Genomic DNA, 26178 nt, shown 5'->3' on the forward strand with positions numbered 1-26178 from the left:
CGCGGGGCGCCGTGCCGGCTCACCAAATGGGAAAATTTTAAATGATATCAGTGTCGCGGCTAATCATGGTTGCAAAGCGGGGATCGTGGCCCTACCCGCAACAATTTGCCGCCCAGACAATGTCGCATTTGCATGTCAGCGTTCCCCCAACTAGGCTTTTTCGAAACTGACAATGGGTGTTCTGTGACTGTGCTTAGACGTTCTATTTCCGCCCTGGCGCTGGTGTGCCTTCTTTCCCCCGCAACACAAGCGACGGCCGACCTTGATGCCGGTGCTTATCTTGCGGCGAAACATGCAGCATATGACAGCGATTTTATCAGCGGTGCCCGCCACTTTACCAAGGCGCTGATGTCGGACCCGACCAACGGTTATCTGTTGGAAAACGCGATGACATCGTTCTTTGCCTTGGGTCAGGTCGAACGGGCGATCCCGGTGGCGCATCGGATCGTCGAACATGGTTATCAAAGCCAGATGGCGCATTTGTTGCTGAATATCGAAGCAGCGGAAAGCGGGAATTGGTCACAGATTTTTGCAGCCCTCGAACAGGGCCGCAGCGTCGCGCCGCTGATCGATGGGCTGTCACAGGCCTGGGCGCATCTGGGTGAAGGCGACATCACCAAGGCGCTGGCGAGTTTCGATCAGGTGATCGAAGCCGAGGGAATGGCGCTATATGGCATGACCCACAAGGCCTATGCGCTGGCGTCGGTCGGTGATTTCGAAGGGGCCGAGGCGATCTTTGCCGAGGCCGGGACACGCGGCATTTTGCGCTATAGCGCCCGCAGCGCGACAGCACATGCCCAAATCCTGAGCCAGCTGGGTCGTAATGACGATGCGATCGCCGTTATCGACAGCATTTTCGATGGCGCAATGGGCCCGACCGTCACGACCACGCGCGACGCGCTGGCGGCCGGTGACAATGTGCCATTCGACGCGGTGGCCGGGCCGGTGCAGGGCATGGCGGATATTTATCATGCGGTCGCCGCGGCGATCAAAAATGATGCGCCGGATGCCTATACCCTTCTTTATACCCGCGCGGCGGCCCATCTGGACCCGGGAAACACCGATGCGGTCCTGCTGAGTGCCGAGATCCTTGATGATCTGGGACAATACGATCTGGCAAACGAAACCTATGCCATGGTGTCGCGCGAGGACCCAGACTTTCACGCGGCTGAACTGGGCCGGGCCCAGGTTCTGAATGCATCCGGTCAGGAAGATGCGGCGATCGCGGTGCTCGAGGCGTTGGCGGTCACGCATCCCGACCTGCCACAGGTACATGCCAGCAAGGGCGATACGCTGCGTCGCGCGGGCCGCTATGGTGATGCGGTCGCGGCCTATTCCCGTGCGTTGGATATCTATGATGCGGCCAGCCCGGTGAAATGGTTCGTCCATTACACCCGTGGCATTTCGCACCACAAGACGGATAACTGGTTGTCGGCAGAGGCTGACTTTCGCGCGGCCCTTGCCTTGCGCCCGGGTCACCCGCAGGTGCTGAACTATCTTGGCTATTCGCTGGTCGAACGCGGTGAAAAGCTGGACGAAGCGCTGGAAATGATCGAAGCCGCCGCTGCGGCCCGCCCGGATAACGGCGCGATCATCGACAGCCTGGGCTGGGTGCTGTTCCAGCTGGGCCGGTACGAAGAGGCCGTGGGCCATATGGAGCGCGCCGCCGAACTGGAACCGGTCGATCCAGTCATCAACGACCATCTGGGCGATGTGTACTGGGCCGTTGGTCGCGTCAACGAAGCGCATTTTCAATGGCAGCGCGCCCTGTCCTTCGGCCCCAAGGCGGCGGATGCCGACCGCATCCGCGACAAACTGGCGCGCGGTTTGAACCATGTGCGCCTGAACGAAGGGCTGGACCCGATCCGCATTGCCGGCGGCGGGAACGAGTAAGACGGCGCCGTGGCCACGCTGAAATGTGAGGCCCCGGCCAAGGTCAACCTGACCCTGCATGTCACCGGCCAGCGTGATGATGGGTATCACCTGCTGGATTCATTGGTGGTGTTCGGCGGGGTCAGTGATCAGCTTTCCGCCTCTGTCGCGCCTGACTTGCGCTTGCAGGTCAGTGGGCCATTTGGCTTTGGCGTGCCGACCGATGACAGCAACCTCGTGCTGCGTGCCGCGCGGGCCCTGCGCGATATGCGTGGTGTGACCCAAGGGGCCGCGATCATGTTGGAAAAGCATCTGCCCCATGCCGCGGGGATCGGGAGCGGATCGTCCGATGCAGCCGCCGCGTTGAAGATGCTGGCCGAGCTTTGGTCCGTCCCGCCTTTGCCATCGACCGCGCCAGAGGTTCTGGCGCTTGGCGCCGACGTTCCGGTGTGCATGCGCGCGCCCGCGCCGACACGAATGTCGGGCATTGGCGAGGTCCTGTCACCGGTTGCAGCCCTGCCCCCTTGCGCAATGGTCCTTGTCCGCCCCCCGGTCGAGGTGCCGACGGTGGACGTCTTCGCGGGCATGACCAACAAGAACGGTACCGCCATGGACCCGCTGCCCGAAGGTCTTGATTTCGACGGGTTCGGCCATTGGCTGAAGGCGCAGCGCAACGATATGGAGACCGCCGCGATAAAAATCGCACCCGAGATCAAGGCGGCCCTGACGAAGTTGAGGGCGAATCCCACGGTCAGCGTCGCCCGCATGTCCGGGTCGGGCGCGACATGCTATGGGCTGGTCAAGGACATGGCGACGGCACGGCAGGTCGCCCGCGTGATCCAGGTGTCAGAGATGGGCTGGTGGGTGGCCCCGGCGGAGGTTTTGCGGTCTCAGGTCACCCGCGCGACGACATAATCCGCCAAGTCGATCAGCATGGTTTTCAACAGGTGGTCGGGGACCTTGGCCAAGGCCGTTTTGGCCTTGCCCGCCCAGTTCACGGCATCGATGCGGGTGCTTTCCATCGCTCCGTGCTTGGCCAGCAGCGTCAGCGCATGGTCCAGATCACCGTCGGTCTGCTTGCCCTTTTCGATGACCCGCACCCAGAACGCCCGTTCATCGGCATCCGCTTTCGCCACGGCGCGGATCACGGGCAAGGTCAGCTTGCGTTCACGGAAGTCGTCGCCGATGTTCTTGCCTGTCGCGTCGGTGCCGCCGTAGTCCAGCAGGTCATCGACGATCTGAAAAGCGATGCCCAGCGCATCGCCGTAATCGAACAGGGCCTGCTTGGTCGCGGCGTCCTGCCCCGCGATCTCTCCGCCCACCTCCATCGCCGCCGAGAAGAGTGCGGCGGTCTTGCCGCGCACGACGTTCAGGTAAATCCCTTCCGTGGTGGCCAGATTGCTGGCGGCGGTCAGCTGCAGCACCTCGCCTTCGGCAATCGTCGCAGCCGCGTTGGCCAGAATGTCCAAGACACGAAGTGACCCGGTTTCGACCATCAACTGAAACGACCGGGCGAACAGATAGTCGCCGACCAGCACACTGGATGTATTGTCCCACAAGAGGTTGGCCGTGGGCCGGCCCCGCCGCTGTTTGCTTTCGTCGACCACGTCATCATGCAGCAGGGTTGCGGTATGAATGAATTCGACCGTCGCGGCCAGATGCACATGGTAGGGGCCGTCGTAGCCGCACATGCGCGCCGCTGCCAAGGTCAGCATGGGGCGCAGACGCTTGCCGCCCGCCTCAACCAAATGCGCGGTCACTTCGGGGATGCGCGGGGCATGTTCCGAGGCCATACGCGCGCGGATCATTGCATTGACCAGATCAAGGTCATCAGAAAGGGCAGCCGCCAGTTGTTCATGCGGTTTGGTCGCGGCGCTATCAAGGCTCATCAAGGGTTCCGTCATGTGAATAGACAACGGCGCGGCGTCGCCTTACGTCTTGGGAATGAAAGAGCTTTTGCGCACGAACGACCCCACCATCATCGCCTTTGCAACCGCCCTTCTGGACGCCGAGGGTATAGACTGGTTCACCTTCGACGTAAATATGAGCGTGCTCGAGGGGAGCATAGGCATAATGCCGCGTCGGCTGATGGTGCTGGACAGGGATCTGTTCATCGCAGAGGCGATCATGCGCGATGGTGAGATCGATCTTGGACGCGACTAAAGACGCATTTCTGGGCGGGCGGCTGGATATCTGGCAACCGCGGCTTGGGTATCGTGCCGGGGTCGATCCGGTGCTGTTGGCCGCATCGGTGCCTGCCAAACCGGGGCAAACCGTGCTTGAGCTTGGCTGCGGCGTGGGGGTTGCGGCGCTTTGCCTTGCGACCCGCGTTGATGGCCTGACGCTGACCGGGGTTGAGATGCAGGCAGACTATGCCGACCTCGCCCGCCGCAATGCCATTGAAAACGACCTGCCGTTCGATGTCATCACAGCCGATCTGCGGCAACTGCCCACAGGGTTGCGTCAGCAGCGTTTTGACCATGTCATCATGAACCCGCCCTATTTCGATCAGAGCAAAGGGAGCGGGTCCAATGACGGTGGGCGCAACATAGCGCTACGCGGCGAAACGAACCTGTCGGACTGGATCGATATCGGAACGCGGCGGCTGGCACCCAAAGGATATCTGACCTTGATCCAACGGATGGAGCGGCTGCCCGAAACTCTGTCGTCGCTGACCGGGCGTCTGGGATCGCTGACGGTACGGCCTATCGCCGGGCGCAGCGGAAAGGCGCCGGACCGCTTCCTGCTGCAGGCACGTCAGGGTGGGCGCGCGTCATTTCGCATGACCGCGCCCCTGATCATGCATGAGGGTGCGGCACATCTGACAGATTCGGAAAGTTACCGATCCGATGTGGCCGATAGCCTTAGAAACGGCGCCGCCCTCCCCTTTCCGGCCTAATTATTTGGCAAGACTTCTGGGCAAGTCTGTGGGTAAAGCATCTTTCGCTGCCTTGCGGCGTGACAGGGCCGTGCATATGTGTTGCAATACAACCATAACCACATCCAGAGGAGGACGACCATGAGCTTGAGTTCGCATTTGCAGGAACTGAAGAAGAAGCACCAACACCTCTCGGAACATGTCGAGGCGCTTCAGCGCAGTCCAGCGACTGACGATCTTGAGATTGCAAAGCTGAAAAAGCAAAAGCTGCAGCTTAAGGAAGAAATCACGCGGCTGAGCGCCTAGCCGTCCTTCACGCCGATATCCGACGTGTGGACCAACCGCCGACCGTGCCCGAAACGGTCGGCCATTGCGACTTCGGCGACGACCCAATCATAGAACGCCTTGATCGGTGGGCGGTCTTCTGTTCCTTTTGGGCAGACAAAACGAAACTGCGACGTCGGCACCAGCCCCAACGCAAATGGGGCGACCAACCGCGCGGCCTCAAGATCGCGCGACGCCAGCAAGATGCGCCCAAGTACCACGCCAGCCCCCGCGATCGCAGCATCCAGCGCGTGATCGGCTTGTGAAAACCGGGGGCCATGGGTCGTATCGGCCGCGATGCCAGCGACAGCGCACCATGCCGTCCAATCCGCCGACATCTTGAAGCTGGCCATCGATTCATCGTGGATAAGCGTCGCCTGTGCCAAGTCGCCGGGGGTCTTTATGTCGTCCGCCATGGCTGGCGTCATCATGGGCGTGATCCATTCATTTGATAGATCGACGGAATGAACATCCTTGTCCGTGCCCAGCCCAAAGCGGATCGCCACATCCACTTCGTCCCGGTCGAAATCTGCGATACGCAGGCTGGCATTGAACCGCAATTCGATATCCGGATGTGCCTGCGCAAACGCATAGAGGCGCGGCGCGAGCCATTTCGACGTGAATGCAGGCCCCGCCGTCACCGTCAGCACGCCGCTATCCGTCATCCGTCGGGTCTTGCGCCAGGCTGCGGATAGGGCCGCAAAGGCATCCGTCGTACCCGGTGCCAGCGCGCGCCCGGCCTCGGTCAATTCCACGGCACGGTTCAAGCGGCGGAACACAGGTTGGCCCAGATCAGCCTCAAGCGATTTGATCTGATAGGACAAGGCGGCAGGTGTCACGTTCAACTCTGCGGCTGCCTTGGCGAAGGACATATGGCGCGCGGCGGCCTCGAATGCGCGGAGGGCGGTCAGGGGTGGCAGACGATCATTCATGGTTCAGTTCAATACAGCTTAACTGAAGCTATAGGAAGTCTCGTTTGTCGGCTTGCATATCAATCGCCATATTGAGGGCAATCAAGCACACACGACAATGGAGTTTAACCATGATCGAGATCGCGACAAACGAACGCATCCGCCAAGGCATCGAAAAAGCGCATGAGGAACGCGCGAAGGCCGTCCGTGACGCATGGCGTTGGTTGACGTTCCGCAGGTAATCGCCAGAATTCGCTCCGGCTGCGTCACCGTAGCCGAACGAAAAAGGCCGCGCCTGATCAGCGCGGCCTTTGTTTTGTCAGGCTGGAAAGCCTTAGCTCATGTACTGACCACCATTGGCCGACAGGGTCGAGCCGGTGACAAAGCCCGCCTCATCAGACACAAGGAACTGGACCGCGCGCGCGATCTCTGCCGCCTCGCCCAGACGCCCGACTGGGATCTGCGGCAGGATGACTTCGTTCATCACCTTTTCGGGGATCGTGCTCATCATCTCGGTATTGATGTAACCCGGCGCGACAACGTTCACCGTGATCCCGGCCCGCGCACCCTCCTGCGCCAGCGCTTTGGTGAAACCAATGTCACCGGCCTTCGTCGCGGCATAGTTGGCCTGCGCGAACTGGCCTTTCTGACCGTTGATCGAGCTGATCGTGACAATCCGCCCGAACTTGCGTTCACGCATGCCGCCCCAGACGTTGTGGGTCATGTTGAAGACGCCATTCAGGTTCGTATCGATGCACTCGTGCCAAAGTTGGGGGGTCATCTTGTGGAATGGCGCGTCGCGGGTGATGCCAGCGTTGTTGACCAAAATGTCGACCGGGCCGAGATCATCCGCGACCTGTTTCACACCCGCAGTGCAGGCCTCGTAATCGGCGACGTTCCATTTGTAGGTCTTGATGCCGGTTTCCGACGTAAATGCCGCGGCCTTTTCATCGTTACCAGCATAGGTCGCGGCGACGGAATAGCCTGCGTCTTTCAACGCGGTTGAAATGGCCGCGCCGATACCGCGCGAGCCGCCTGTTACGATTGCAACACGGGACATGATTTCTCCTCCGGGGAATTTATTGACGTAATCTTGTTATCGTCACGCCGTGGTGGGCGCAACGATATTACTTACGGGCGTTCAACACAAAGCGCGACGCCCATGCCACCGCCGATGCAAAGGGTTGCGAGACCCTTTTTCGCATCGCGCCGTTTCATTTCGAACAGGAGCGTGTTCAGCACCCGGCAGCCGGACGCGCCAATCGGGTGACCGATGGCAATCGCGCCGCCGTTGACGTTCACGATGGCCGGGTCCCAACCCATATCCTTGTTCACGGCGCAGGCTTGGGCCGCGAAGGCTTCGTTGGCTTCAACCAGATCAAGGTCTTCGACCTTCCACCCGGCTTTTTCGAGCGCCTTGCGCGAGGCATGGATCGGGCCGACACCCATGATCGATGGGTCGAGGCCAGCAGTGGCGTAGGACGCGATGCGCGCCAGAGGTTCAATCCCGCGCTTTTCGGCATTGTCTGCTGACATCAGGATCGTCGCCGCAGCCCCGTCATTGAGGCCGGATGCGTTCGCTGCCGTTACCGACCCGTCTTTCGTGAAGGCCGGACGCAGCTTTTGCATCGCCTCCATCGTCGCGCCATGGCGGATGTATTCATCCTGATCGACGACGATATCGCCTTTGCGGGTCTTGACCGTGAAGGCTGTGATCTCATCGGCGAACTTGCCCGCCTTTTGCGCAGCCTCGGCTTTGTTCTGGGAGGCGACGGCGAACTCATCCTGCTGGTCGCGGGAAATCTGCCATTTCTCGGCGACGTTCTCGGCCGTTTGACCCATGTGATACTGATTGAATGCATCCCAGAGACCGTCGCGGATCATGGTATCGATATACTTCATATCACCCATTTTCTGCCCAGCGCGCAGATGCGCCGCATGGGGCGACAGGGTCATATTCTCTTGCCCACCAGCGGCGACGATATCGGCATCGCCCAACTGGATATGCTGTGCGCCCAAAGCGACGGCGCGCAGGCCGGAGCCACAGACCTGGTTGATCCCCCAGGCGGCGGATTCTTGGGGCAGACCTGCGTTGATATGCGCCTGCCGTGCGGGGTTCTGGCCCTGGGCGGCGGTCAGGACCTGACCAAGGATCGTCTCGCTCACCTCGGATTTGTCGATGCCCGCACGTTCGACGACGGCCTCGAGCACGGTGGCGCCCAGATCATGGGCGGGCGTGTTGGCGAATGCGCCGCCGAAACTGCCCACGGCGGTGCGGGCGGCGGATGCGATAACAACGTTGGTCATGGAAAGGTCCCTTCAGGTTTGCTCCCTTGGCAGGACGAGGCCGGATGCGCCTTGGCGTGAGCAGGCCCCCCTGCCGCTCTCCTCTTGTTTATTGGCTTGGGTGACGCAGGGCAATGCGATTCCCCTATGCAGACAGCGCATAACGATCACAGTTCGAGGCGCGGTACCCCGAAATGATAACCCTGCAGGCAATCCACCCCGATCCCGCGCAGAAACGCCGCCTCCTCCGCGGTTTCCACGCCATCGGCAATCGCAAACATTTCGAACTGATGGGCGACGGTAATCAGCGCCTCGGTCAGGACCTGATTGTCGGGGTCGTTCTGGATGTTTTTGATGAAACTCTTGTCGATCTTGACCAGATCGAAAAAGAAATCCTTGAGATACCGAAACGCGGTCATACCGGCCCCGAACCCATCCAGCGCGAATGTCACACCCTTGGGCTGCATTTCCGCCATGAACCGGATCACGTTTTCATGCAGCATCATGGCCGAGGTTTCGCTGATCTCGAAAATCAGCCGGTCGCCGAGGTTATCGCGGTGGCGCAGCCCATCGTCCAGAATGCGCCGCCATTCCCCGTCGCCGATCGACCGCGCCGAAAGGTTCACCGACAATCGGATCTGCGGATTTTGCCGCAAGGTGTTCAAGGCAAGCGCCAGCGTAATGCAATCGATCTGCCGCCCGAACCCCGTTTCCTCGACCGTGGGCATGAAATGCGCGGCAGGGATCGTGCGCCCTGCATCATCCAACAGCCGCACGAGCCCCTCGTAAAACGCGACACGCGGTTGTTCCGCCGCCGTCACGATCGGATGGAACGCCAGCCGCGCCCGCTGCGCCTGCAGCGCATCGCCGACCAGTGACATCACGTCGGCATCGCGACTGGCCATCGCATAGCTCAGCGGGTCCGTCAGCGCGGCATCGTCAATATCGGCGCGGGCAAGCGTGGCGTTTTGCATCCATAGGTTCCATACTCTGCCGGTACCATGGCCCACGGCCTGCTAATAATTGTTTAAGAGGCGATCATGCCAGAGCGCTGCGGCTGGGCCGGACCCGAGCAGATTTATGTCGACTATCACGACACCGAATGGGGCGTGCCGGAATATAACAGCCGAGCCCTGTGGGAGAAGCTGATCCTGGACGGATTTCAGGCGGGGTTGTCCTGGATCACGATCCTGAAGAAGCGCGAGAATTTTCGGGCGGCCTTTGCCGGTTTCGATCCGCATGTGATCGCCGGTTGGGGTCAGGCCGACGTGCAGCGCCTGCTGGCCGATCCCGGTATCATCCGTCACCGCGGCAAGATCGAGGCGACCATCGGGAACGCGCGGGCATGGCAAGAGATCGAGGCGCGTGAGGGGTTTGATCGGTTTCTGTGGCGGTATGTGGACGGTGTGCCGTTGCAGACGGACGCGGCGGATCGAGCAGAGGTGCCGACCCAATCGCCTTTATCGGCGCAGATTTCGAAGGATTTGAAGACGGCAGGGTTCAAGTTTTGTGGCCCCACGATTGTTTATGCTTTCATGGAGGCGACCGGCTTGTTCAACAACCACCTGACCGGGTGCTTTCGGCATGCGGAATGTGCGGCGATGGCTGAGCCCAAGCACCCGCCCCGGACCTGATCCGGGCCACGTACGGGGGCTGAGGTAGAGGTCCCGGGTCAAGCCCGGGACTGGGGAGCGCCCTCACCACCGCTTCAGCGAGTCCTCATCCGCATCCTTCGCCACAACCCAATCCGCGCCTTTTCCCGTCACCTCTTTCTTCCAGAAAGGTGCGCGGGATTTCAGGTAATCCATCAGAAAATCCGCTGCCGCGAACGCCGCTGCACGATGGGCCGCAGCCGTGGCGACCATCATGATCGGCTCACCAGGGCGCAGCGGACCATGACGATGAATGACCAAGGCATCCGCCAGCGCCCAACGCTTTGTCGCCTCATCCACCATCCCGCCAATCGCCTTTTCGGTCATGCCCGGATAATGCTCGATCACCATCTCGGTCAGATTGCCGTCCGTATCGCGGACGACACCGGTAAAGCTGACCACCGCCCCCACATCCGTCCGGCCCGCAGAAAAGGCGTTCAACTCCGCCCCGGCGTCAAACGGTTCAGCCTGCACACGGACCGGCATCAGCCGCCCGTCATCGGAGGGAAGAACGCGACTTCGCGAATGCCTGCCAAAGGGGCGTCGAATTCGGCCAGTTCCTGATCCAACGCAACGCGCAAGGCGCTGGTGTCTGCAAAAGCGGCGGCATAGCGTTCTTCCCGCGCTTTCAATTCGGCCACCAGATCGTTGACGGTCGCCGCATCCGTCTCGACCTCTTCTTGCGGGACGCCGATCCGTTCGCGCACCCAGGCGAAATACATCACATTCATCAGCCGACATCCTTAAGATAGGGGCGGGCCTTGGCAAAGTAGTCCCATCCGGTGATCAGGGTCAGAATGCCCGCCAACCACAAAAGCAGCACACCGCCCCACCAGCTGAACCACCAGCCTTGATACTTCCACCAAAGACCCAATTCATCGGGGCCGGTGCCGGAAATCGCATCCGTGAACATTTCTTCGGTCATGGCGAGGGACTGCACGGTCAGATAATGTTCGAATGCACCATTCGAAAAGAGGACCGCGATGGCGATCATCTGCGCGGTCGTCTTCCATTTGGCCAGATTGGTGACCTTCAGCGTGCCCGCCGTGTCGCCCAGGAATTCGCGCAGGCCCGAAACGAACACCTCGCGAAAGATAATCACCGTCGCGGGCAACAGGATCCATGGATCAAGCCCTTGAAAACTGGCCAAAGCCGTAATCATGAGCAAAGCGATCAGCACCATCGCCTTGTCCGCGATCGGGTCCAGCATCGCGCCCAGCTTGCTTTCCTGTTTCCACGCGCGGGCCAGATAGCCGTCGAGGAAATCGGTGAGGGCGGCAGCCACGAACAGGATCAAGGCGAACCAATCGGCCCACGGGCGTGCGAAGTATAGAAACATCACCACGACGCCAGGCGCCGCCAACAGGCGGAGGATGGTCAGGATATTTGGGACATTCATTTGCATCGCGATAGTGGTAGCGCGGGTGTGGCGCGGATGCCAGAGGCCCCGGAGCTTCACCCCGGGTCTCTAACCCCCACGCTCTGGTCGCGCGACGGGGCGGACATCGGGGCTTTCCTCTGCTACTTGCGGCAACGGACGCGCCAGGGGCCGGATCGCGGGCTGATCCCCAACCACCTGCGGCAAGGGCCGCGCGATGGGGCGCAGCAGGGGTTTGCGCCCGATCAGCAATTCGGTGAACCGGATCGGTCCGGCGGTGCCCCCTAACCGCGCCTCGTAGAGTGGCAGGCTTTCCGTTACGCGCTGCACATAGTTTCGGGTTTCGCGAAACGGAATGTGTTCGATCCAGTCGATCACGTCCATTTCCAGCAAACGCGGGTCGCCCCGTTCGTCCATCCAGCGTTCAGGGCGGCTGGGGCCGGCATTGTATCCGGCGGCGATCATGACCGGGGTGGGCCCGAATTGTTCGGTCAGCATATCGAGGTATTTGTCCCCAAGCGTCGCGTTGTAACGCCAGTCGCGGGTCAGACGGGCGCGGGAATAGGGGAGCGCGAGGAAACCCGCCACCTCTTCCGCCGTGCCGGGCATCAACTGCATCAGGCCAAGTGCGCCGACGGGGCTGCCGATACCGATGTTGAATTCACTCTCGCGTCGCGCGATGGACAGGGCGAGCGCCGGATCGACGCGCAAATCCATCCGGGCCAGGTCGTGGATCGGGAAATAATTCTGCGGGACGATCACACCGCGGGTGGCGGCGCGTTTGCCCAGAAGCAGCGTGTAATATTGCTCATCCCGCGCATCCAGCGCGGCACCTACGGCGGCCAGTTCACCGGGGTTCAGCGTTGCGCCAAGTTCGGCAAAGAAAGTCACGGCATGGCCGCGCTGGCCGCCTTCCATGAGCATAAAGGCGGCGCGGGTCAGATCGGCGTCCAAGGCATCCGTCTGCGGGATGATCGGCGTATCCGACCATATACGGTCCAAAGACCGGCCCAGCTTTTCCCCTGCCAAGAGGCCGTAGAACGCCGTCTGGTGTTCAGCCGCCAAGGCAAAGGCTTCGGCGGCCGCGTCGGCATTGCCTTTCACTTCATGGGTACGGCCGATCCAGTACTGCATCCTCGCAACCGAGATAGGCGTTTCTACGGCCCGTGCCGCTTTCTCGAAATGCTCCAACGCCTGTTCGGGGTCCCCAAGATAGGTCAGCGATATGTACCCTGCCAACCATTCCAGATCGCTATAGGCAAAGCCGTCATCCAGATAATGACGGGACGCCAGTTGATAGGCCTGTTCGACCCGGCCTTCGCGCATTTCCCAACGGGCGAGTGACCGGCGCCAGCCCGCCCACCGAAACGGTTCGCCCAGGGCGGCACGGCTGGTGGACCGTTCAAGGATGATCTTGACGGCATCGGTGCGGCTGCCGCGATCAGCCAGCCAGCTATAGCGGTCATAGGCCAGCCCGGCATCCTGTTTCAGGCCAGCGGGGACGGCATTGAACCGTTTCTGCCGGTCACCGGCATTCGTGATATAGGCGATCCGCGCCTGCGCCAAAGCACGCTGATCAGCTTCCAACAGGGGCAACATGCGGCGGGCATCGCTCGTGCGCCAACGCCAGAGCATCGCATCGCTGCGGGCGACGTGGAAGGGTTCCAGCCGTTCGCCAAACGCATCGATCATCGCTTTGTGCCCGTCGTCGCTTAGCCGCAGGTCCAGCCAAGCCTGGCGCAAGGCCTCGACCGCGGCCTCTTCATCGCCGGTCGCGATCAACGCGGCGGCCAGCCGCACTGCACCCTCGCCTGTCTGAGGTGGCACGTCGGAGAACCAAGCGATCACATCGCGGGGGTTCGCATTCGGAGGGATCACCTCTTCGCTGGCGCGCCGCAGGCGCTCCTGGTCCGGCCAATCAGGCCGTTTTTCGAAAAACGCAGGGTATTCGCCAAAGCCCGCCTCGCCTTCGCGCAGCCGCGTCCAGGTCAACACGTCCTGGGTCACGGGATCATCCGTCAGCGCATAGGCGACATTCCAGCCCTGCCCAGCCGCTTTGATCGCCGCGATATCGGTGGCATCGACATCTTGCGCGGCTACCGGTGTGGCCAGCCAACAAAAGGCAATCAGGGAAAGAAGACGCATCAAGGCTCACCGCGCGATTTCATTGCTACTAACCTAACTGCACCACACATCATGACAACTCACAATGGCGGCAATCGGCGGCAAATCGGGGGCTTGCCGGGCCGGGCAATGGCCCCTAATGTCCGCGCGATTTGAAAGGCGGGTCTCCCGCCACCAACCAGAAGGAAGCGTGCCATGTTCAAGGGATCACTCCCCGCCCTCGTCACGCCGTTCACGAACGGCCAAGTCGACGTGGACACGCTCAAGAAACTGGTAAACTGGCATGTCGCGCAAGGCTCGCACGGGTTGGTGCCGGTGGGAACAACGGGCGAAAGCCCGACGCTCAGCCATGAAGAACACGATCTGGTTGTCGAAACCGTGGTGCAAGAGGCCGCGGGGCGCATCCCCGTCATTGCCGGCGCCGGATCGAACAACACTGACGAAACCGTCCGGTTGGTGCAGGCAGCCAAAGACGCGGGTGCCGATGCGGCGCTTGTTGTGACGCCCTACTACAACAAGCCCACGCAGCGGGGCCTCATCGCGCATTTCACCGCGGCCGCGGAATGCGGGTTGCCGATCATCATATACAATATCCCGCCCCGGTCCGTAATCGACATGACGCCGGCGACAATGGGCGAACTGGCAAAGCACGAGATGATCATCGGCGTAAAGGACGCCACCGGCGACCTGAGCCGCGTGCCCAAGCAGCGGATGACCTGCGGCCCGGATTTCGTACAGCTTTCGGGCGAAGACGCCACTGCTTTGGGCTATAACGCCCATGGCGGCGTTGGTTGTATTTCGGTTACCGCGAACATTGCGCCAAAGCTGCTTTCTGAATTCCAGAAAAGCACACTGGCCGGGGACTATGCGACTGCGCTTACCCAACTGGACCGGCTGATGCCCTTGCACGAGGCTGTTTTTACCGAACCCGGCCTGGTCGGTGCGAAATACGGGATGTCGCTGCTGGGGCTTTGCAGCGAAGAGGTGCGGTCACCGCTGACCGGACTGACGGATGAAACCAAAGAAAAGGTACGTGCGGCGATGGTGCATGCGGGGCTGTTGAACTAGGCGTCAGCCACCATCACGGACAAACGGGAGACGCCCCATGATCGATCGCGCTGATATCGAAGCGGTGCTGGAAACGGACGTGATTACGTCGCTCGACCTTGATATGTTCGACGACGCGGATATCGCGAACATCATCCTGCAAAGGTCGGGTGTGCTGTATGACGTGCCGCGGGGTGGTCGGATCATCCGGCAATGGGTCGATCACGACCCGGCCCCTCTGCACGCGGTCGTGGCCGAGAAAGGGCACGATATCACCCGCCGCGCGATTGCGATGCTGTATCTGGAATATCAGGATCTGCGTGCGTATCTGGCGCAGGGCCAGATCAAGCGGGTGGCCGATATCGGGTGTGGCTATGGCTTTATCGACCTTTTCATCAGCCGCGATCTGGGTGCTGACCTGCTGCTGATCGATATCGAGGAAAGCCCCAACCGCGATTTCGGTTTTCGGGATGAGGGCGCCGGTTATTCCGACCTGCAAAAGGCGGTTACGTTTCTGACCGCCAACGGGGTGGCCGCTGACAAGATCACCGCGATCAACCCGAACAAAGATGACCTGATGGCCACCGCCCCTGTGGATTTGGCCATCAGCCTGCTGAGCTGTGGATTTCACTATCCGTTGGCCACCTACGACACATATTTTGCGGAAAATCTGAAACCCGGCGGGATGGTTGTTGTGGATATCCGCAACCGCGGTGCCGACGGGCAGGCCGATGCCATCGGACGCATCGGCACGGTTTCCGAGGCTTATGATTTGCTGAAAGGGACCAAACGGACGCTGATCAGGAAAACGAGGTGAATAGATTTTCGCTTGGGTTCATCCTTTGTGGTGCGGGTCAAGGGATCATGATGGACGCCAACATGCTGGCCCCAGGGCCCCGCTGATCGGCGAAGGGCTGGCGCTGGATATCGTCGATGCGTTCCTCAGCGCCGAATTCGAAGACGGGCGGCATGTGACGCGGGTGGCGATGATCGAAGGGTAGGCAAGTACTGCAGCATGAAACGCTGGATTTCGTCCGACCCTTATCTGATAAATGTGCGGGGGCGGTGATGTGAGGGACGATTATGGGTGCTTGGGGTTCCGGGCTTTATCAATGTGATGAAGCGGCCGATGTCAAAGAAGCGTTCGCGGATACGGTCAAACTGCCGGTCGATGTCGATGAACTGGTGGCCCGTGTCGCGCGCAAATGCGGCCTTGGCACCGACCCCACGTCCGAGGACGAAGTCGATGGCTGGCTGGTGATCGCAGACCAGCTTCACCTCTTCGGGCTCGACCACGACCCCACGTTCCAGACGGCCCGGCACATCATCGATAGCGGCGCCGACCTGCACTGCAAGGAAGAGCTCGAGATGAGCGCACGTGATCTGAAGAAGCGCGCGCAGGTGCTGCAGGATCTCAAAACGAAGTGGGCCGCACCACACCCCAAGCCGCGCAAACGCAAGATGATGAACGGGCCCGAGAAATACCTTTTCGACATCGGGGATGTGTGGATCATGCCTGCGATGGATGGATCGCCCGTGCCATTCGATTGGTATGATTATGATCCCTCAACGATCGGCGACCATTATACACCGAATGGCTGGGCGGGTTTCGCCGTCTTCGACCGTTGGCGGCACGAGGATTTCTATGCCCGCTACCTGATCGGGATCCTGCATATCACCGGGCCGGAAAAGCCAGCGTTGGCCGATGCGCCCGACCTCCCTATTCGTCACGTGACCGACAAAATCCCCTATCTTGACGCCAACGGCGACTTGCAGGAACGCGACGTCGTCAGTGAAGCCGTCTACACCGCCTATGTCCGCACACCGACAAAGACATTGCGCCTGTGGGAGGCCGAAAAACTCGGGTCACTGGGCACGGTCGATGCGGACCTTTTGTTGGCGTCGCTGAAAGGTGAGTTCAAGGACGTGCATACCCCACGGGACGGTGTTGCCTCGATCGAGCATCTGATGACGCTGGGATCCTTTCACCACAAGATTCTCGGGGGCAAAGATGCAGCCAGCATGCTGTCCGCTGCCCCGGACATGCCGCTTTCACGGTTTCTGGGGGACTAGGTGCCCCCGCCGCGCATCCAGTCGTCGCCGTAGCGCGCACTATCGCATCCCCCAAAAACCGCTGAACGCTCTAACTCTGCCTCAAGCGCGCGGACACGGCCCAGACCCATCCGCACACCCTTCTCGGGCCAGAATGCCCGCACCTTCAGCACACCGCCATCGCGTTTCATGTCGATCCGCCCGATCAGGCGATCGCCTTCGATCACCGGAAAGACGTAGTATCCATAGGTCCGCTTGGCCTCGGGCACGAAAATCTCGATCCGGTAGTGAAAGCCGAACAGCCGCTCGGCCCTGTTGCGATCCCGGAGCGCGGGGTCGAACGGTGACAATATGCGCACACGCGATGCAGGCGCGGCGACGGGCTCCATGACGTCGGGTCGGGCGAAGGACCGGCGTAACTTGCCATCCACGCCTTCCACGTCGACCTCGATGATGCGCCTGTCGGCCAATGCAGCACGGCACCACGCCTTGGCCTCTTCCGGTCGCACCACGTCCCAAAACGCGGCCAATTCACCGCTTGTGGCAAAGCCCAAACGGTCCATCGCCCCGGCGCAACACCAATCCACCGTTTCTTCCGTGGTAAACCGGCGGTTCAACTGTTCCGGCGGGATCACCCGTTCGGTCAGATCATAGACCTTGGTGAACCCGTCCCGCCGCAGGACCGAAACCTGCCCCGACCGCCACAAGTATTCGAGTGCGGTTTTCGACGGGTGCCAGTCCCACCAACCGCCTTTGCCCCGCGCCTCGTCTGCGCCGACATCACCCGACGTGCAGGCCCCATGATCGGCGATCCGGCGCAGGACATCGTCGATCTTGGCGTGGAAATCATCGCGCCGCGCCTCGGACCAGTGGCGGGCGAGCCGGACCTCATCGCGTTTGAATTTCAGACGCCAATAAGCGAAGGATCCGATGGGAATGACCGCGGCATCATGGGTCCAATGTTCGAACACTTGCCGGTCGCGGTGCAAAAGGTACTGCAGCGCCTTGGGGCGGTATCGCTGACGGCGCGACCACAGGATCAGGTCGTGAGCCCGGGCGAAGGTGTTGACGCTGTCCAGTTGAACAAAGCCAAGATCATCGATCACCGCCCTGAGGTCGGCACCCTTGCCGGGGCCGGAAGGCCGGTCAATCAGCCCGTGTTTGGCCAAGAACAGGTGCCGGGCGGCGCAGTTATCGAGGACCGGTACGTTCATACGCGACCCTCCAGTTGTTGCAGGCGGACCTGTCGCAAGGCCTCGACTAGCAAGGCCGTCACAAGCCCGATGTTCAACAACCCGTTCGCCGCTGCAAGACCGCTGAGCAAGCGCCATTCGACAGGCAGCAGCACATCCCCGAAACCCAGCGTGGTAAAAGCGACAAGTGCAAAATAGACGGCCGGTTCCATCGCATCGAACACACCTAGCACCAAAAAGGTCGCAGCCCAGATCCAAACGCCTGCGGTCATCTGCATCATGATCCAGACAGCGGCAATGCATAGGACAAGGATCAGCTTGGGCCGATGGGGTGCGCGGGTCAGCCACGGGCGGGCGCGCATCAGCCAGATTTCCATCAACCAATAGCTGATCCCGGCGATCAGGATCGACAAAAGCATCAAGGCAGTGCCAAGGGCAAGCTGGGTGAACATCGGGGCCTCATGTGTGATGGCGTTGCACCAGATTACGCAGCTTTACCGGACCACGAAACCCGATACATGCTGACGGCGTTTGAGGATGGTCGAATACTTTTGACTCGGTCAGCAGAATTTTCGGCATCGGATCAGAAGTCGAGTTCTCAAATTGCCCGAGAAATATAGGCGCCAAGGTCGGGACACGGGGTCATGGTAAACGCGAGGTTCCACGCGGGTGCCGAACGCCCGCAAACGGACTTTCTTGTGCAGAGCAGCATTCGAAAAAATGGGCTCAAACCAACCCCTCCCCTCAAAGCAGGCTCAAGCCGTCTGATTGTTCAACTGTTAAGGTGATCGAACCTTCAACCGCTTGTATCGATGGCGCCCATCCCCTATCTGATCCCGACTATGGCCAAGAAACCCGAAAACAAGAACTACAAGGTCGTCGCCGAGAACCGGCGCGCGCGCTATGATTATGCGATCGAGGATGATCTGGAAGTCGGCATCATCCTGATGGGGTCCGAGGTCAAATCGCTCCGCACCGGGCAATCGAACATCGCGGACAGCTATGCCAGCGTGGATGATGGCGAACTATGGCTCACCAATGCTTATATCGCTCCATACGACAGGGCCATGTTCAGCCACGAGGAACGGCGCAAACGCAAGCTATTGGCCTCACGGCGTGAGGTCGCGCGGCTGTGGAACGCGACCAAACGGGAAGGGATGACCCTGGTGCCGCTGGTGATGTATTTCAACGACCGTGGTCTGGTGAAGCTCAAGATCGCGACGGCCAAGGGCAAGAAGACGCAGGACAAACGCGAAACCCAGGCCAAACGGGATTGGGGACGGCAGAAACAACGGCTCTTGCGGCATGGTGAATAGCCGCCTTTGCCGCGGGATCATTGGGGTTTGGACGCTGCTCATGTTCTTTGGCGGCGCGGCACGAGCGATGCCCAATGACTTTCGATGGCGTGACAGGCGATGCAGTCAGCGCAACGCGATAGCCTATGCCTGACCTGACCATCATCCCGATCACGCTGTTCTTGTCTGCGCTGGCCACGGCCGCCATGTCAGCCTCCGCATCGATCCAGGCGGTGCGGCATGATTTCGATGCGTTCGGCGCGACCGTACTGGCGGTCGCGACCGCTATGGGCGGAGGGACGGTCCGCGATCTTTTGCTGGGACGCACGCCGGTTTTCTGGATGACCGACCTGACCTATCTGGCCACGGCGATCCCGGTGTCGCTGGTCGTCTATCTGTGGGCAAGGCGGATCGATGCAGGTGGCGGGCGCAGGCATCGTATCCTGATGTATTTCGATGCGGTGGGTTTGGCGCTGTTCACGCTGACGGGGGTGCAACTTGGGCTGGCCGCGGGAATGTCGGCGCCGATCGCGATCATTCTGGGCTGCATCACGGGGACATTCGGGGGCATGATCCGGGACATTTTGTGCAACGTCACACCCAGCGTTTTGAAAGAAGACCTTTACGCGACGATTTCGCTGCTGGGCGGTGCGCTGTTCGTCAGCTTGCGCTATCTGGAGGTTGATCCATTGCTGACGGTGTGGTTGACTTTTGCGGCGATCCTGGTGACCCGGACCATCGTCATCGTGCGGAGCATCCGTGGCTAGGGCAGCTTGCCATCCTGTACGTACCGCAAGATATCCACCACCTGCTGCGGCTCTTTCACCACCGCCAGGGCGGCGGCATCGACCTCTTTCAGCGCGTGTTGATGGTCATCGCCATGCATCACGATGAGCGATTTGCCCAAGGCAGCCGCGTAGCCCGCATCAAACGCCGCATTCCATTGCTTGTATTTCTCGCCAAAGCGCACAACGACGATATCCGCGGCCTCGATCCCGTGCCGGGTACGGATCGCGTTCAGCCTGGCACCCTTTTGATCGTGCCAGAACTTGTCGGGTTCGGCCCCCATGATCGCCACACCGCAATCATCCGAGGCCGCGTGATCGGTGACAGGGCCGTCAAAGGCGACGTCCAGATCTTTTGCTGCATCCACTATCCGCTCTCGCCAATCGGTATGAATTTCACCGGAAAGATAAACACGCATCGCCGCTTCCTTCTTTTGTTCAAAAATACCTCCGCCGGAGGCCAAAGTTTTCGTCACGAAAACTTTGTTACCCGCGCAAACGTAGGCCATCCATACAACACCGCCACTACTTATGCGGCACGGGTGCCGACGATCATGTCCTGCACGCTTTGCATCCGGACCAGACCGTCATTGACCGTGAATAGATCGGCGACAGCATCCTGTAAACGTTGGCGCCCGGCGGCGTCGGCCTTATCACCGGGTGGCATGGTCAAGAGCATGTCGATGACCGGTTCAGGATCATCGACTTCATACACGTCGGCATAGGTCTGCTGCGATACATCCGAAAACTGCGCCTTCATCAAATCTAGCGCGATGGCTGTGCCGAACCGCGCCTGCACCACATCGTCGATTGCAGAACCGAATGCTACCCGAGACAAGTCCGAAATCTGTGGCAAGTTGCGCGGGCTGTTGGTACTCACGATGCAACGCCCGCCCGACACCAGAACACGATGCATTTCGCGCAGCGCGACGGCAGGATCAGGCAGGTGGTAAAGCATGTGCATCGCCACAACGGTGTCAAAGCTCGCATTGGGAAACGGGAGATGCATGGCATCCGCGACGACGGCCTGCCCGATCCGCAGGTGCGACAGCCTGCCTATTGCCTGTTCGATCATATGCGCCGATTGATCCAGCAGGTTCAGTTCCAGATCCTCCGGCAGACGCTGACAAGCCGCCCAGAACCAGCCGGGGCCGCAGCCCACATCGAGCACACGCGATCCCGGCGTCAGGCCCAATCGTTCATCAAACCAACCAAACCAACTGCGCCCGGCAAACCGGGCGTGGAAGCCGCCGCGCACCGCCAGTTTCGAGCTGTCTTTATAATGCGCAGCCGTCTCATCGGGGTCGGTCATCCCCGCAACGTTCCGCCCGTCGCCCTGGCCACCTTTTCCACGATCTTCGCGCTGACCGCTTCGATGTCGGCATCCTTCAGCGTCGCCTCGGTCGGTTGCAGCCGCACGGTCACGGCGAGGGACTTCTTGCCCTCGCCCAGCGCACCGCCGATGAATTCGTCAAAGACCCGCACGTCTGTAATCAGCGCCTTGTCGGCACCCGCCGCCGCGTTGACCAGCGTCAGCGCTTCGACCTGGGCGTCGACAACGAAGGCAAAGTCGCGCTCGACAGCCTGCAAGTCAGTCGCCGCCAATGCCAGGCGGGCCGTGGATTTCTTGCGTGGTGCCGGCACTTCGTCGGGCCAGATCGTGAAGGCCACGACGGGGCCTTTCACATCCATGTCGCGCAGGACCTTGGGGTGAAGTTCACCGAAAATGCCCAGCACCTTCTTGGGGCCAAGGCAGATCATACCGTGCCGTCCGGGATGCCACCACTCCGAGGCACCGCGGAGGATTTGCACCTTGGCGGGGGCGCCGATGGCGGCCAGTACAGCCTCTGCATCCGCTTTGGCGTCGTAAAGATCGACGCCGCGGGATGCGCCGTGCACCTCCTTCGGCCGGGTCTTGCCGACAAGGATGCCAGAGACCAGCGTATGTTGATCACCCGGCTCGCCGCCGTGGAAACCGGCCCCGACCTCGAACAGGGCCATATCCATGAAACCCCGTGCCTGATTGCGCGCGGCGGCGCGCAGGAGACCGGGCAGCAGGTTCGGCCGCATATGCGACATTTCCGAGCTGATCGGGTTTTCCAGCATCGTTGCATCATCACCGCCGCCGAACAGCTTGGCCGCCTGATCGTCGATAAAACTGTAGGTGACACATTCGTTGTAACCCAAAGCGGCCGCGGTCCGCCGTGCCGCCCGCTGCCGGGTCTGGCTAAGCGTCAGGATCGGCTTGGGCACGCCCGCGTCAATACGCGGCATCGGCTTGCCTTGCAGCTTGGTCAGCGATGTGACGCGCGCGACCTCTTCCACCAGATCAGCCTCGCCCTGCACATCGGGCCGCCATGAGGGCACATGCGCCATGTCGCCCTCCATGGTGAAGCCAAGGTCGGTCAGGGTCGCCCGTTGTGCGTCGGCCGGAATATCCATGCCGACCAGCGATGAGCAGCGATCGGTGTCCAGCCTGTAGGCGCGCGACGTGTCGGGGATAGCACCGGCGACGATCATCTCGGACGCCTCACCGCCCGCATGGTCCACAATCATGCGCACGGCATGCTCCACCCCCTCAGGTGTGAAGGCCGGATCGACGCCGCGTTCGAACCGATACCGCGCGTCTGAATTGATCTTGAGCGCCCGACCCGCATAGGCGATCTGCACCGGATCCCAATAGGCGCTTTCGACGAAGACATTCACCGTCTCGGCAGTGCAGCCCGTCTCGGCACCTCCCATGATCCCGGCGATGCTTTCCGGGCCGTTTTCGTCGGAAATGACCATTTGGCCGGGCTGGAACGTGTATTCTTTATCGTCCAGCGCCATTAGCGTCTCACCACCCTTGGCGCGATGGATACGCAGATTGCCCTTCACCTTGTCGGCGTCGAAAACATGGAGCGGGCGGTTCAGGTCGTAGGTGAACCAGTTGGTCACATCGACAAGGAAACTGATCGGACGCAGCCCGATGGCGCGCAGCTGCGTTTGCAGCCAGGCCGGGCTTGGGCCGTTCTTGACGCCTTTGATCAAGCGACCACAGAAAAGCGGGCAACCATCCAGCGTATCGTCATCGATAGACACTTTCAGATCGGCGGTGAAATTTTCAGGCACCGGTGTGACGTCCACCGGTTTCAGCTTGCCAAGACCGCGCGCCGCCAGATCACGCGCCACGCCGCGCACGCCCAAAGCGTCAGGACGGTTCGGAGTGATCGCGATTTCGATCACCGGATCGACCTTGTCGGGTTCGTTGGCGGCGAGCCAATCGACGAAACGTACACCCACCTCGCCCGACGGCAATTCGATGATGCCGTCATGTTCGTCGGACAGTTCCATCTCACGCTCGGAACACATCATACCGTAGCTTTCGACGCCACGGATTTTGCCGACGCCGATGGTGGTGTCGATGCCGGGGACATAGGTGCCGGGTGTGGCGATCACGACGGTGATCCCTTCGCGCGCATTGGGTGCGCCGCAAATGATCTGGGTCGGGCCGTTCTTGGTATCGACCTGACACACCTTCAACTTGTCCGCGTCAGGATGCTTTTGGGCCGACAGCACCTTGCCGATGGTGAAATCAGCCAGACGTTCGGCCGGGTTTTCGACGCCGTCGACCTCGAGCCCCAGATCGGTCAGGGCATAGGTGATATCATCGACCGAGGCATCGGTCGTCAGGTGGTGTTTCAGCCAGGACAGGGTGAATTTCATCGGTCGCGTTCCGTCAATCTGCGGTTCGCGCTCTCATAGCGTATTGGATTGACGGGTGAAAGGCGCGCTTGCCTATTGTTCGCCCACGAACAGCCGACCGCCGTGATGCGCCCAGCCCACGGCGGACTCGGGATACAGCGAGATGTTCTCGAGCGCGGCCAATTCAGAGGCGTAGAACCACGTCAGCGCGCCCAATTCGCCGGTCTGGCAGAACAGCACCACCTCGCCCTCGGTCCAGCGGGCATCGTAGCGCTCCAGATGGTCGATCACCGCCGCCACGCCGGTTTCAACGGGGACATCCGCCGATATCGCGCGCATCAGCGGCATGATCGGGGCATTGCGCGCTTTGGGCAGCGTCGTTGCCACGGCTTCCCCGTCATCATCGCGTTTGGCGAAAACATTCTGCGGACGGGCATCCAGCAAAAAGCCCGATACCTGCGCGGTGGCGATCCCATAGACGTCCAGTTCGTCGGCACGCCATTTGGTCGAGAACAGCAAGTCGGCGCGGTAGGGATCAGGGTCCGTCGGACGGTTGGCAACCGGCAGGTCGGCGTCCTTCCACGCCTGAAACCCGCCTTTCATGATGGCGATCTCCTTGAATCCGACCGATTTCAGCATCCAATAGACCAAGGCCGCACGCCCGGTATCCATGGGCGACGGTTGATTGTGGATGATCACGACCGGTTGGTCGACACGCAATCCCGCCGCCCCGACGATCCGCGACAAATCATCGGCGTTCATGGTCAAGCTGCGGTTTTCACGCGGTCCCCGCCATTCGGCATAAGGCATCGAGACAGACCATGGTACGACACCTTTTTCGACCGCCGCGGCGGACCGGATATCCAGCACCTGCACCGCATCCCGCGCCTGTAGGCGCGCCACGGTATCGGCGCTGGGAAATACCGCCCAGTTCACGGGGTTTGCCACAGTGGTCGTGCAGGGGAGGTCGAGCCGCATACCGACGTTGATGCGATCCGGATCGTCGCCGATCACGTCGATATTTGCGCGATAGACATTTTCAAGCGCGAGGTAAGAACCAAGCTGATCCAGCGCTATCCGCGACAACGTGTCACCAGACTGAACCGTGTAGGAGGCAACGCAACCGAGACTTTGCGTGGCCGAGAGGAGCATCGCAAATGCCGCCAAAAAGGCCGTTCTGAAACAGGGCATTATTATCACCAGTCGATAAATTATTTAAAATATACCGTATATTATCATGACGACCCCGCGACGCCTAGTCACAGTTCAACTATTGCGTGAAAGACACATCGTTTTCACGGATAGTTCAACGGTAGGTCCAGCAGCTCATCCAGTTGCCGCCCAATCCAGCCCTTTGGGATGAAATGGCCACGGGGGTGCAAATCCAGCACAACCTTTTGATCTGTAACGCAATTATTCCACACATACCGATCAAAGAGGTCGCCTGCGGTAATGGACCAACTGCCGGTATTCTGGGCGGACCCACAACCAAAGCGCGTGCGCCATAATGCAACAGGATGCAAAATATCGCCGCCAGGCCCCATCGGGAAATCCATCACCCGGTCGGACAGGCCATGCACATGGCGTATCTCGGCCGGGCTTTGATCGCATTTGGTGGTCTGGCGCAACGTCCCGGCCACGGCCAGCAAGGCCGCGACGCCATCCCCCTGCGCACAGACATAGCGCCAGGCCATCGCCGATCCGAACGAATAGCCCGACACATAAAGCCGCGACAGATCCAGCGGATAGCGTTCGGCGACATCCGCCAAAACCGCGTCGGCAAAGCCAATGTCCTGGCTGTCGGCGCTGCGGAAATCCCATGTGCGGTTGCGCCCTGTGGGTGCCACCAACAGAACACCCCGCCTGCGTGTCGCCCCTGAGATACGCCCGTGATAAACCGGCACCGCCCCGGTCCGCGCCCAGCCATGAAAATGCAACATGACCGGCAGAGGCGACACACCGTCCCATCCGTCGGGTTCCTTTATATGGTAAGAGCGCCCATCCAGGGGGCATGGTTTCTGCCCATGGCAGGGATTGCCGGGCAAGATCGACTCCGGATTGGTTTGCTGCGCCGGAGCGGCGGTTACGAACAAGACGAACAGGATCACGAGCAAACGGGTCATGCGATGATTACTATCCGGACATGCCTGCCTGTCACGTGACATTTCCGTCAGCGAATTGCTTTAAGGCGCTGCAGTGCCGCAACTTGGTCTTCAGGGCGGACATGCATCCATACGGCGGTTAGAACAATCAAGTCAAAAATACCTGAACCAACCTGAGCAAGTTTTGGCAATTCATCCGGCAGCCATCTGATCTTTGTTGCCGGATGCAAGTGCTGAGCGAGCCGTCTCATTGCTCCAGACGGTTCAACAGCCGTTACGTCTTGACCGAGCTGAGCCAGCCACGCAGCATCTCTTCCAGAACCAGCGCCCATATCAAGTATTCGTAGCTGAGTTCGTTTAGGGAGGGCATCCAGGTATGCGTTAAGCTCCGGATGAGCCTCGATTGGGTCAACCACTTCATACCGATATGAACCGCACCGGGTTTGCTGGAGGCTCTCACTCATGAGTAGGATTGAGGTGCCCCTAGTTTCCTAGACACCCGCCTGTTTTAGTTTGAGCTGTCTTTCTTCGAAGTCAACGGGCGACAGCATGCCGTTGTTTGTGTGCTTGCGTTTCGGATTGTAGAACATCTCGA

At 60.6% G+C, this 26178-nt stretch carries 28 protein-coding genes and 1 pseudogene; 12 read left to right on the plus strand and 17 right to left on the minus strand.

Going from position 1 to position 26178, the window contains the following annotated elements:
- Positions 1-189 precede the first annotated feature (189 nt).
- Together V8J85_RS09360 and V8J85_RS09365 are read left to right on the plus strand one after the other, a co-directional pair.
- Positions 190-1893 carry a tetratricopeptide repeat protein gene (locus V8J85_RS09360; protein ID WP_339953461.1) on the plus strand — a complete coding sequence of 568 codons (1704 nt, stop codon included), beginning with the start codon at positions 190-192 and terminating at the stop codon, positions 1891-1893.
- A gap of 9 nt (positions 1894-1902) precedes the next feature.
- A complete protein-coding gene (locus V8J85_RS09365; RefSeq protein ID WP_339953462.1) occupies positions 1903-2787 on the plus strand; it encodes a 4-(cytidine 5'-diphospho)-2-C-methyl-D-erythritol kinase in 885 nt (294 codons plus the stop codon).
- Here the strand turns inward: V8J85_RS09365 and V8J85_RS09370 are convergent.
- The gene (locus V8J85_RS09370) at positions 2763-3761 is read right to left on the minus strand and encodes a polyprenyl synthetase family protein (protein ID WP_339953463.1); all 999 of its coding nucleotides are present in this window, start codon (positions 3759-3761) and stop codon (positions 2763-2765) included. The genes V8J85_RS09365 and V8J85_RS09370 overlap by 25 nt on opposite strands.
- 55 nt (positions 3762-3816) lie before the next feature.
- Here V8J85_RS09370 and V8J85_RS09375 point away from each other — a divergent pair, with 55 nt between their 5' ends.
- The 3 genes from V8J85_RS09375 (at position 3817) to V8J85_RS09385 (ending at position 5056) form a co-directional block, all read left to right on the plus strand.
- Positions 3817-4035 carry a putative signal transducing protein gene (locus V8J85_RS09375; protein WP_339953464.1) on the plus strand — a complete coding sequence of 73 codons (219 nt, stop codon included), beginning with the start codon at positions 3817-3819 and terminating at the stop codon, positions 4033-4035.
- Complete coding sequence (locus V8J85_RS09380) at positions 4007-4771, plus strand: tRNA1(Val) (adenine(37)-N6)-methyltransferase (protein ID WP_339953465.1); 765 nt, start codon at positions 4007-4009, stop codon at positions 4769-4771. The genes V8J85_RS09375 and V8J85_RS09380 overlap by 29 nt, the downstream gene beginning before the upstream one ends.
- Positions 4772-4891: 120 nt before the next feature.
- Complete coding sequence (locus V8J85_RS09385) at positions 4892-5056, plus strand: YdcH family protein (protein ID WP_339953466.1); 165 nt, start codon at positions 4892-4894, stop codon at positions 5054-5056.
- Here the strand turns inward: V8J85_RS09385 and V8J85_RS09390 are convergent.
- From V8J85_RS09390 to V8J85_RS09405, 4 genes are all read right to left on the minus strand, one after another.
- A complete protein-coding gene (locus tag V8J85_RS09390) occupies positions 5053-6006 on the minus strand; it encodes a transcriptional regulator GcvA (RefSeq protein ID WP_339953467.1) in 954 nt (317 codons plus the stop codon). The two genes, V8J85_RS09385 and V8J85_RS09390, sit on opposite strands and share 4 nt — an antisense overlap.
- Positions 6007-6319: 313 nt before the next feature.
- Entirely contained in the window at positions 6320-7045 is a 726-nt protein-coding gene (gene phbB, locus V8J85_RS09395) for an acetoacetyl-CoA reductase (RefSeq protein ID WP_339953468.1), read from the minus strand.
- 71 nt (positions 7046-7116) lie between these two features.
- On the minus strand, positions 7117-8292 hold the full coding sequence (locus V8J85_RS09400) for an acetyl-CoA C-acetyltransferase (RefSeq protein ID WP_339953469.1): 1176 nt from the start codon (positions 8290-8292) through the stop codon (positions 7117-7119).
- 146 nt (positions 8293-8438) lie between these two features.
- Entirely contained in the window at positions 8439-9245 is an 807-nt protein-coding gene (locus V8J85_RS09405; protein ID WP_339953470.1) for an EAL domain-containing protein, read from the minus strand.
- Between the two features lie 66 nt (positions 9246-9311).
- Between V8J85_RS09405 and V8J85_RS09410 the strand changes: the two genes are divergently transcribed.
- Positions 9312-9905 carry a DNA-3-methyladenine glycosylase I gene (locus V8J85_RS09410; RefSeq protein ID WP_339953471.1) on the plus strand — a complete coding sequence of 198 codons (594 nt, stop codon included), beginning with the start codon at positions 9312-9314 and terminating at the stop codon, positions 9903-9905.
- Positions 9906-9968: 63 nt separating this feature from the next.
- Here V8J85_RS09410 and V8J85_RS09415 read toward each other — a convergent pair whose 3' ends face one another.
- The 4 genes from V8J85_RS09415 to V8J85_RS09430 all read right to left on the minus strand — a co-directional run bounded on the left by V8J85_RS09415 (position 9969) and on the right by V8J85_RS09430 (position 13446).
- Positions 9969-10409, minus strand: coding sequence for a molybdenum cofactor biosynthesis protein MoaE (locus tag V8J85_RS09415; protein ID WP_339953472.1), 441 nt, complete (start codon positions 10407-10409; stop codon positions 9969-9971).
- Positions 10409-10654: a molybdopterin converting factor subunit 1 gene (gene moaD, locus V8J85_RS09420; protein ID WP_339953473.1), complete on the minus strand. Its 246-nt coding sequence runs from the start codon at positions 10652-10654 to the stop codon at positions 10409-10411. Before moaD ends, V8J85_RS09415 begins: the two co-directional genes overlap by 1 nt.
- Positions 10654-11328 carry a CDP-diacylglycerol--glycerol-3-phosphate 3-phosphatidyltransferase gene (pgsA, locus tag V8J85_RS09425; RefSeq protein ID WP_339953474.1) on the minus strand — a complete coding sequence of 225 codons (675 nt, stop codon included), beginning with the start codon at positions 11326-11328 and terminating at the stop codon, positions 10654-10656. Before pgsA ends, moaD begins: the two co-directional genes overlap by 1 nt.
- A gap of 63 nt (positions 11329-11391) precedes the next feature.
- Positions 11392-13446 (minus strand): lytic transglycosylase domain-containing protein, encoded by a 2055-nt coding sequence (locus tag V8J85_RS09430; RefSeq protein ID WP_339953475.1) that lies wholly within the window; start codon positions 13444-13446, stop codon positions 11392-11394.
- A 174-nt stretch (positions 13447-13620) separates the two neighbouring features.
- Between V8J85_RS09430 and dapA the strand changes: the two genes are divergently transcribed.
- The 4 genes and pseudogenes from dapA to V8J85_RS09450 all read left to right on the plus strand — a co-directional run bounded on the left by dapA (position 13621) and on the right by V8J85_RS09450 (position 16545).
- A complete protein-coding gene (dapA, locus tag V8J85_RS09435) occupies positions 13621-14493 on the plus strand; it encodes a 4-hydroxy-tetrahydrodipicolinate synthase (protein WP_339953476.1) in 873 nt (290 codons plus the stop codon).
- Positions 14494-14530: 37 nt separating this feature from the next.
- A complete protein-coding gene (locus tag V8J85_RS09440) occupies positions 14531-15289 on the plus strand; it encodes a class I SAM-dependent methyltransferase (RefSeq protein WP_339953477.1) in 759 nt (252 codons plus the stop codon).
- Between the two features lie 11 nt (positions 15290-15300).
- Positions 15301-15473: pseudogene (locus tag V8J85_RS09445) on the plus strand (RpiB/LacA/LacB family sugar-phosphate isomerase); the annotation flags it as partial.
- A gap of 82 nt (positions 15474-15555) precedes the next feature.
- The gene (locus V8J85_RS09450; protein ID WP_339953478.1) at positions 15556-16545 is read left to right on the plus strand and encodes a hypothetical protein; all 990 of its coding nucleotides are present in this window, start codon (positions 15556-15558) and stop codon (positions 16543-16545) included.
- On the opposite strand, the gene V8J85_RS09455 is transcribed toward V8J85_RS09450, so the two are convergent.
- Together V8J85_RS09455 and V8J85_RS09460 are read right to left on the minus strand one after the other, a co-directional pair.
- The gene (locus tag V8J85_RS09455) at positions 16542-17738 is read right to left on the minus strand and encodes a winged helix-turn-helix domain-containing protein (protein WP_339953479.1); all 1197 of its coding nucleotides are present in this window, start codon (positions 17736-17738) and stop codon (positions 16542-16544) included. The genes V8J85_RS09450 and V8J85_RS09455 overlap by 4 nt on opposite strands.
- Positions 17735-18169: an ion channel gene (locus V8J85_RS09460; RefSeq protein ID WP_339953480.1), complete on the minus strand. Its 435-nt coding sequence runs from the start codon at positions 18167-18169 to the stop codon at positions 17735-17737. The genes V8J85_RS09455 and V8J85_RS09460 overlap by 4 nt, the downstream gene beginning before the upstream one ends.
- Positions 18170-18559: 390 nt before the next feature.
- On the opposite strand from V8J85_RS09460, the gene smpB reads away from it, so the two are divergent.
- Together smpB and V8J85_RS09470 are read left to right on the plus strand one after the other, a co-directional pair.
- Positions 18560-19033: an SsrA-binding protein SmpB gene (gene smpB / locus V8J85_RS09465; protein WP_339953499.1), complete on the plus strand. Its 474-nt coding sequence runs from the start codon at positions 18560-18562 to the stop codon at positions 19031-19033.
- A gap of 125 nt (positions 19034-19158) precedes the next feature.
- Positions 19159-19779: a trimeric intracellular cation channel family protein gene (locus tag V8J85_RS09470; protein WP_339953481.1), complete on the plus strand. Its 621-nt coding sequence runs from the start codon at positions 19159-19161 to the stop codon at positions 19777-19779.
- On the opposite strand, the gene V8J85_RS09475 is transcribed toward V8J85_RS09470, so the two are convergent.
- The 6 genes from V8J85_RS09475 to V8J85_RS09500 all read right to left on the minus strand — a co-directional run bounded on the left by V8J85_RS09475 (position 19776) and on the right by V8J85_RS09500 (position 26047).
- Entirely contained in the window at positions 19776-20216 is a 441-nt protein-coding gene (locus V8J85_RS09475) for a YtoQ family protein (protein WP_339953482.1), read from the minus strand. The two genes, V8J85_RS09470 and V8J85_RS09475, sit on opposite strands and share 4 nt — an antisense overlap.
- A 110-nt stretch (positions 20217-20326) precedes the next feature.
- Positions 20327-21109 carry a class I SAM-dependent methyltransferase gene (locus V8J85_RS09480; RefSeq protein ID WP_339953483.1) on the minus strand — a complete coding sequence of 261 codons (783 nt, stop codon included), beginning with the start codon at positions 21107-21109 and terminating at the stop codon, positions 20327-20329.
- Positions 21106-23502 (minus strand): phenylalanine--tRNA ligase subunit beta, encoded by a 2397-nt coding sequence (gene pheT, locus V8J85_RS09485; protein WP_339953484.1) that lies wholly within the window; start codon positions 23500-23502, stop codon positions 21106-21108. The genes V8J85_RS09480 and pheT overlap by 4 nt, the downstream gene beginning before the upstream one ends.
- A gap of 72 nt (positions 23503-23574) precedes the next feature.
- Positions 23575-24672, minus strand: a complete 1098-nt coding sequence (locus V8J85_RS09490) for a rhodanese-like domain-containing protein (RefSeq protein WP_339953485.1) — start codon at positions 24670-24672, stop codon at positions 23575-23577.
- A gap of 104 nt (positions 24673-24776) precedes the next feature.
- Positions 24777-25604, minus strand: a complete 828-nt coding sequence (locus tag V8J85_RS09495) for an alpha/beta hydrolase family esterase (RefSeq protein ID WP_339953486.1) — start codon at positions 25602-25604, stop codon at positions 24777-24779.
- A gap of 47 nt (positions 25605-25651) precedes the next feature.
- Positions 25652-26047, minus strand: a complete 396-nt coding sequence (locus tag V8J85_RS09500; RefSeq protein ID WP_339953487.1) for a class I SAM-dependent methyltransferase — start codon at positions 26045-26047, stop codon at positions 25652-25654.
- Positions 26048-26178 lie beyond the last annotated feature (131 nt).

It is taken from the genome of Yoonia sp. 2307UL14-13 (assembly GCF_037572755.1).
Lineage (GTDB): Bacteria > Pseudomonadota > Alphaproteobacteria > Rhodobacterales > Rhodobacteraceae > Yoonia.

Coding starts and splice junctions, on each gene's coding strand:
- V8J85_RS09460 (WP_339953480.1), bottom strand. CDS start 18,169: ATGTTCACCCAGCTTGCCCTTGGCACTGCCTTGATGCTTTTGTCGATC.
- V8J85_RS09490 (WP_339953485.1), bottom strand. CDS start 24,672: ATGCCCTGTTTCAGAACGGCCTTTTTGGCGGCATTTGCGATGCTCCTC.
- pgsA (WP_339953474.1), bottom strand. CDS start 11,328: ATGCAAATGAATGTCCCAAATATCCTGACCATCCTCCGCCTGTTGGCG.
- dapA (WP_339953476.1), top strand. CDS start 13,621: ATGTTCAAGGGATCACTCCCCGCCCTCGTCACGCCGTTCACGAACGGC.
- V8J85_RS09430 (WP_339953475.1), bottom strand. CDS start 13,446: ATGCGTCTTCTTTCCCTGATTGCCTTTTGTTGGCTGGCCACACCGGTA.
- V8J85_RS09380 (WP_339953465.1), top strand. CDS start 4,007: ATGGTGAGATCGATCTTGGACGCGACTAAAGACGCATTTCTGGGCGGG.
- V8J85_RS09405 (WP_339953470.1), bottom strand. CDS start 9,245: ATGCAAAACGCCACGCTTGCCCGCGCCGATATTGACGATGCCGCGCTG.
- pheT (WP_339953484.1), bottom strand. CDS start 23,502: ATGAAATTCACCCTGTCCTGGCTGAAACACCACCTGACGACCGATGCC.
- V8J85_RS09450 (WP_339953478.1), top strand. CDS start 15,556: ATGGGTGCTTGGGGTTCCGGGCTTTATCAATGTGATGAAGCGGCCGAT.
- V8J85_RS09495 (WP_339953486.1), bottom strand. CDS start 25,604: ATGACCCGTTTGCTCGTGATCCTGTTCGTCTTGTTCGTAACCGCCGCT.
- V8J85_RS09480 (WP_339953483.1), bottom strand. CDS start 21,109: ATGACCGACCCCGATGAGACGGCTGCGCATTATAAAGACAGCTCGAAA.
- V8J85_RS09440 (WP_339953477.1), top strand. CDS start 14,531: ATGATCGATCGCGCTGATATCGAAGCGGTGCTGGAAACGGACGTGATT.
- V8J85_RS09370 (WP_339953463.1), bottom strand. CDS start 3,761: ATGAGCCTTGATAGCGCCGCGACCAAACCGCATGAACAACTGGCGGCT.
- V8J85_RS09375 (WP_339953464.1), top strand. CDS start 3,817: ATGAAAGAGCTTTTGCGCACGAACGACCCCACCATCATCGCCTTTGCA.
- V8J85_RS09455 (WP_339953479.1), bottom strand. CDS start 17,738: ATGAACGTACCGGTCCTCGATAACTGCGCCGCCCGGCACCTGTTCTTG.
- smpB (WP_339953499.1), top strand. CDS start 18,560: ATGGCCAAGAAACCCGAAAACAAGAACTACAAGGTCGTCGCCGAGAAC.
- V8J85_RS09500 (WP_339953487.1), bottom strand. CDS start 26,047: ATGAGTGAGAGCCTCCAGCAAACCCGGTGCGGTTCATATCGGTATGAA.
- phbB (WP_339953468.1), bottom strand. CDS start 7,045: ATGTCCCGTGTTGCAATCGTAACAGGCGGCTCGCGCGGTATCGGCGCG.
- V8J85_RS09385 (WP_339953466.1), top strand. CDS start 4,892: ATGAGCTTGAGTTCGCATTTGCAGGAACTGAAGAAGAAGCACCAACAC.
- V8J85_RS09470 (WP_339953481.1), top strand. CDS start 19,159: ATGCCTGACCTGACCATCATCCCGATCACGCTGTTCTTGTCTGCGCTG.
- V8J85_RS09475 (WP_339953482.1), bottom strand. CDS start 20,216: ATGCGTGTTTATCTTTCCGGTGAAATTCATACCGATTGGCGAGAGCGG.
- V8J85_RS09410 (WP_339953471.1), top strand. CDS start 9,312: ATGCCAGAGCGCTGCGGCTGGGCCGGACCCGAGCAGATTTATGTCGAC.
- V8J85_RS09415 (WP_339953472.1), bottom strand. CDS start 10,409: ATGCCGGTCCGTGTGCAGGCTGAACCGTTTGACGCCGGGGCGGAGTTG.
- moaD (WP_339953473.1), bottom strand. CDS start 10,654: ATGAATGTGATGTATTTCGCCTGGGTGCGCGAACGGATCGGCGTCCCG.
- V8J85_RS09390 (WP_339953467.1), bottom strand. CDS start 6,006: ATGAATGATCGTCTGCCACCCCTGACCGCCCTCCGCGCATTCGAGGCC.
- V8J85_RS09400 (WP_339953469.1), bottom strand. CDS start 8,292: ATGACCAACGTTGTTATCGCATCCGCCGCCCGCACCGCCGTGGGCAGT.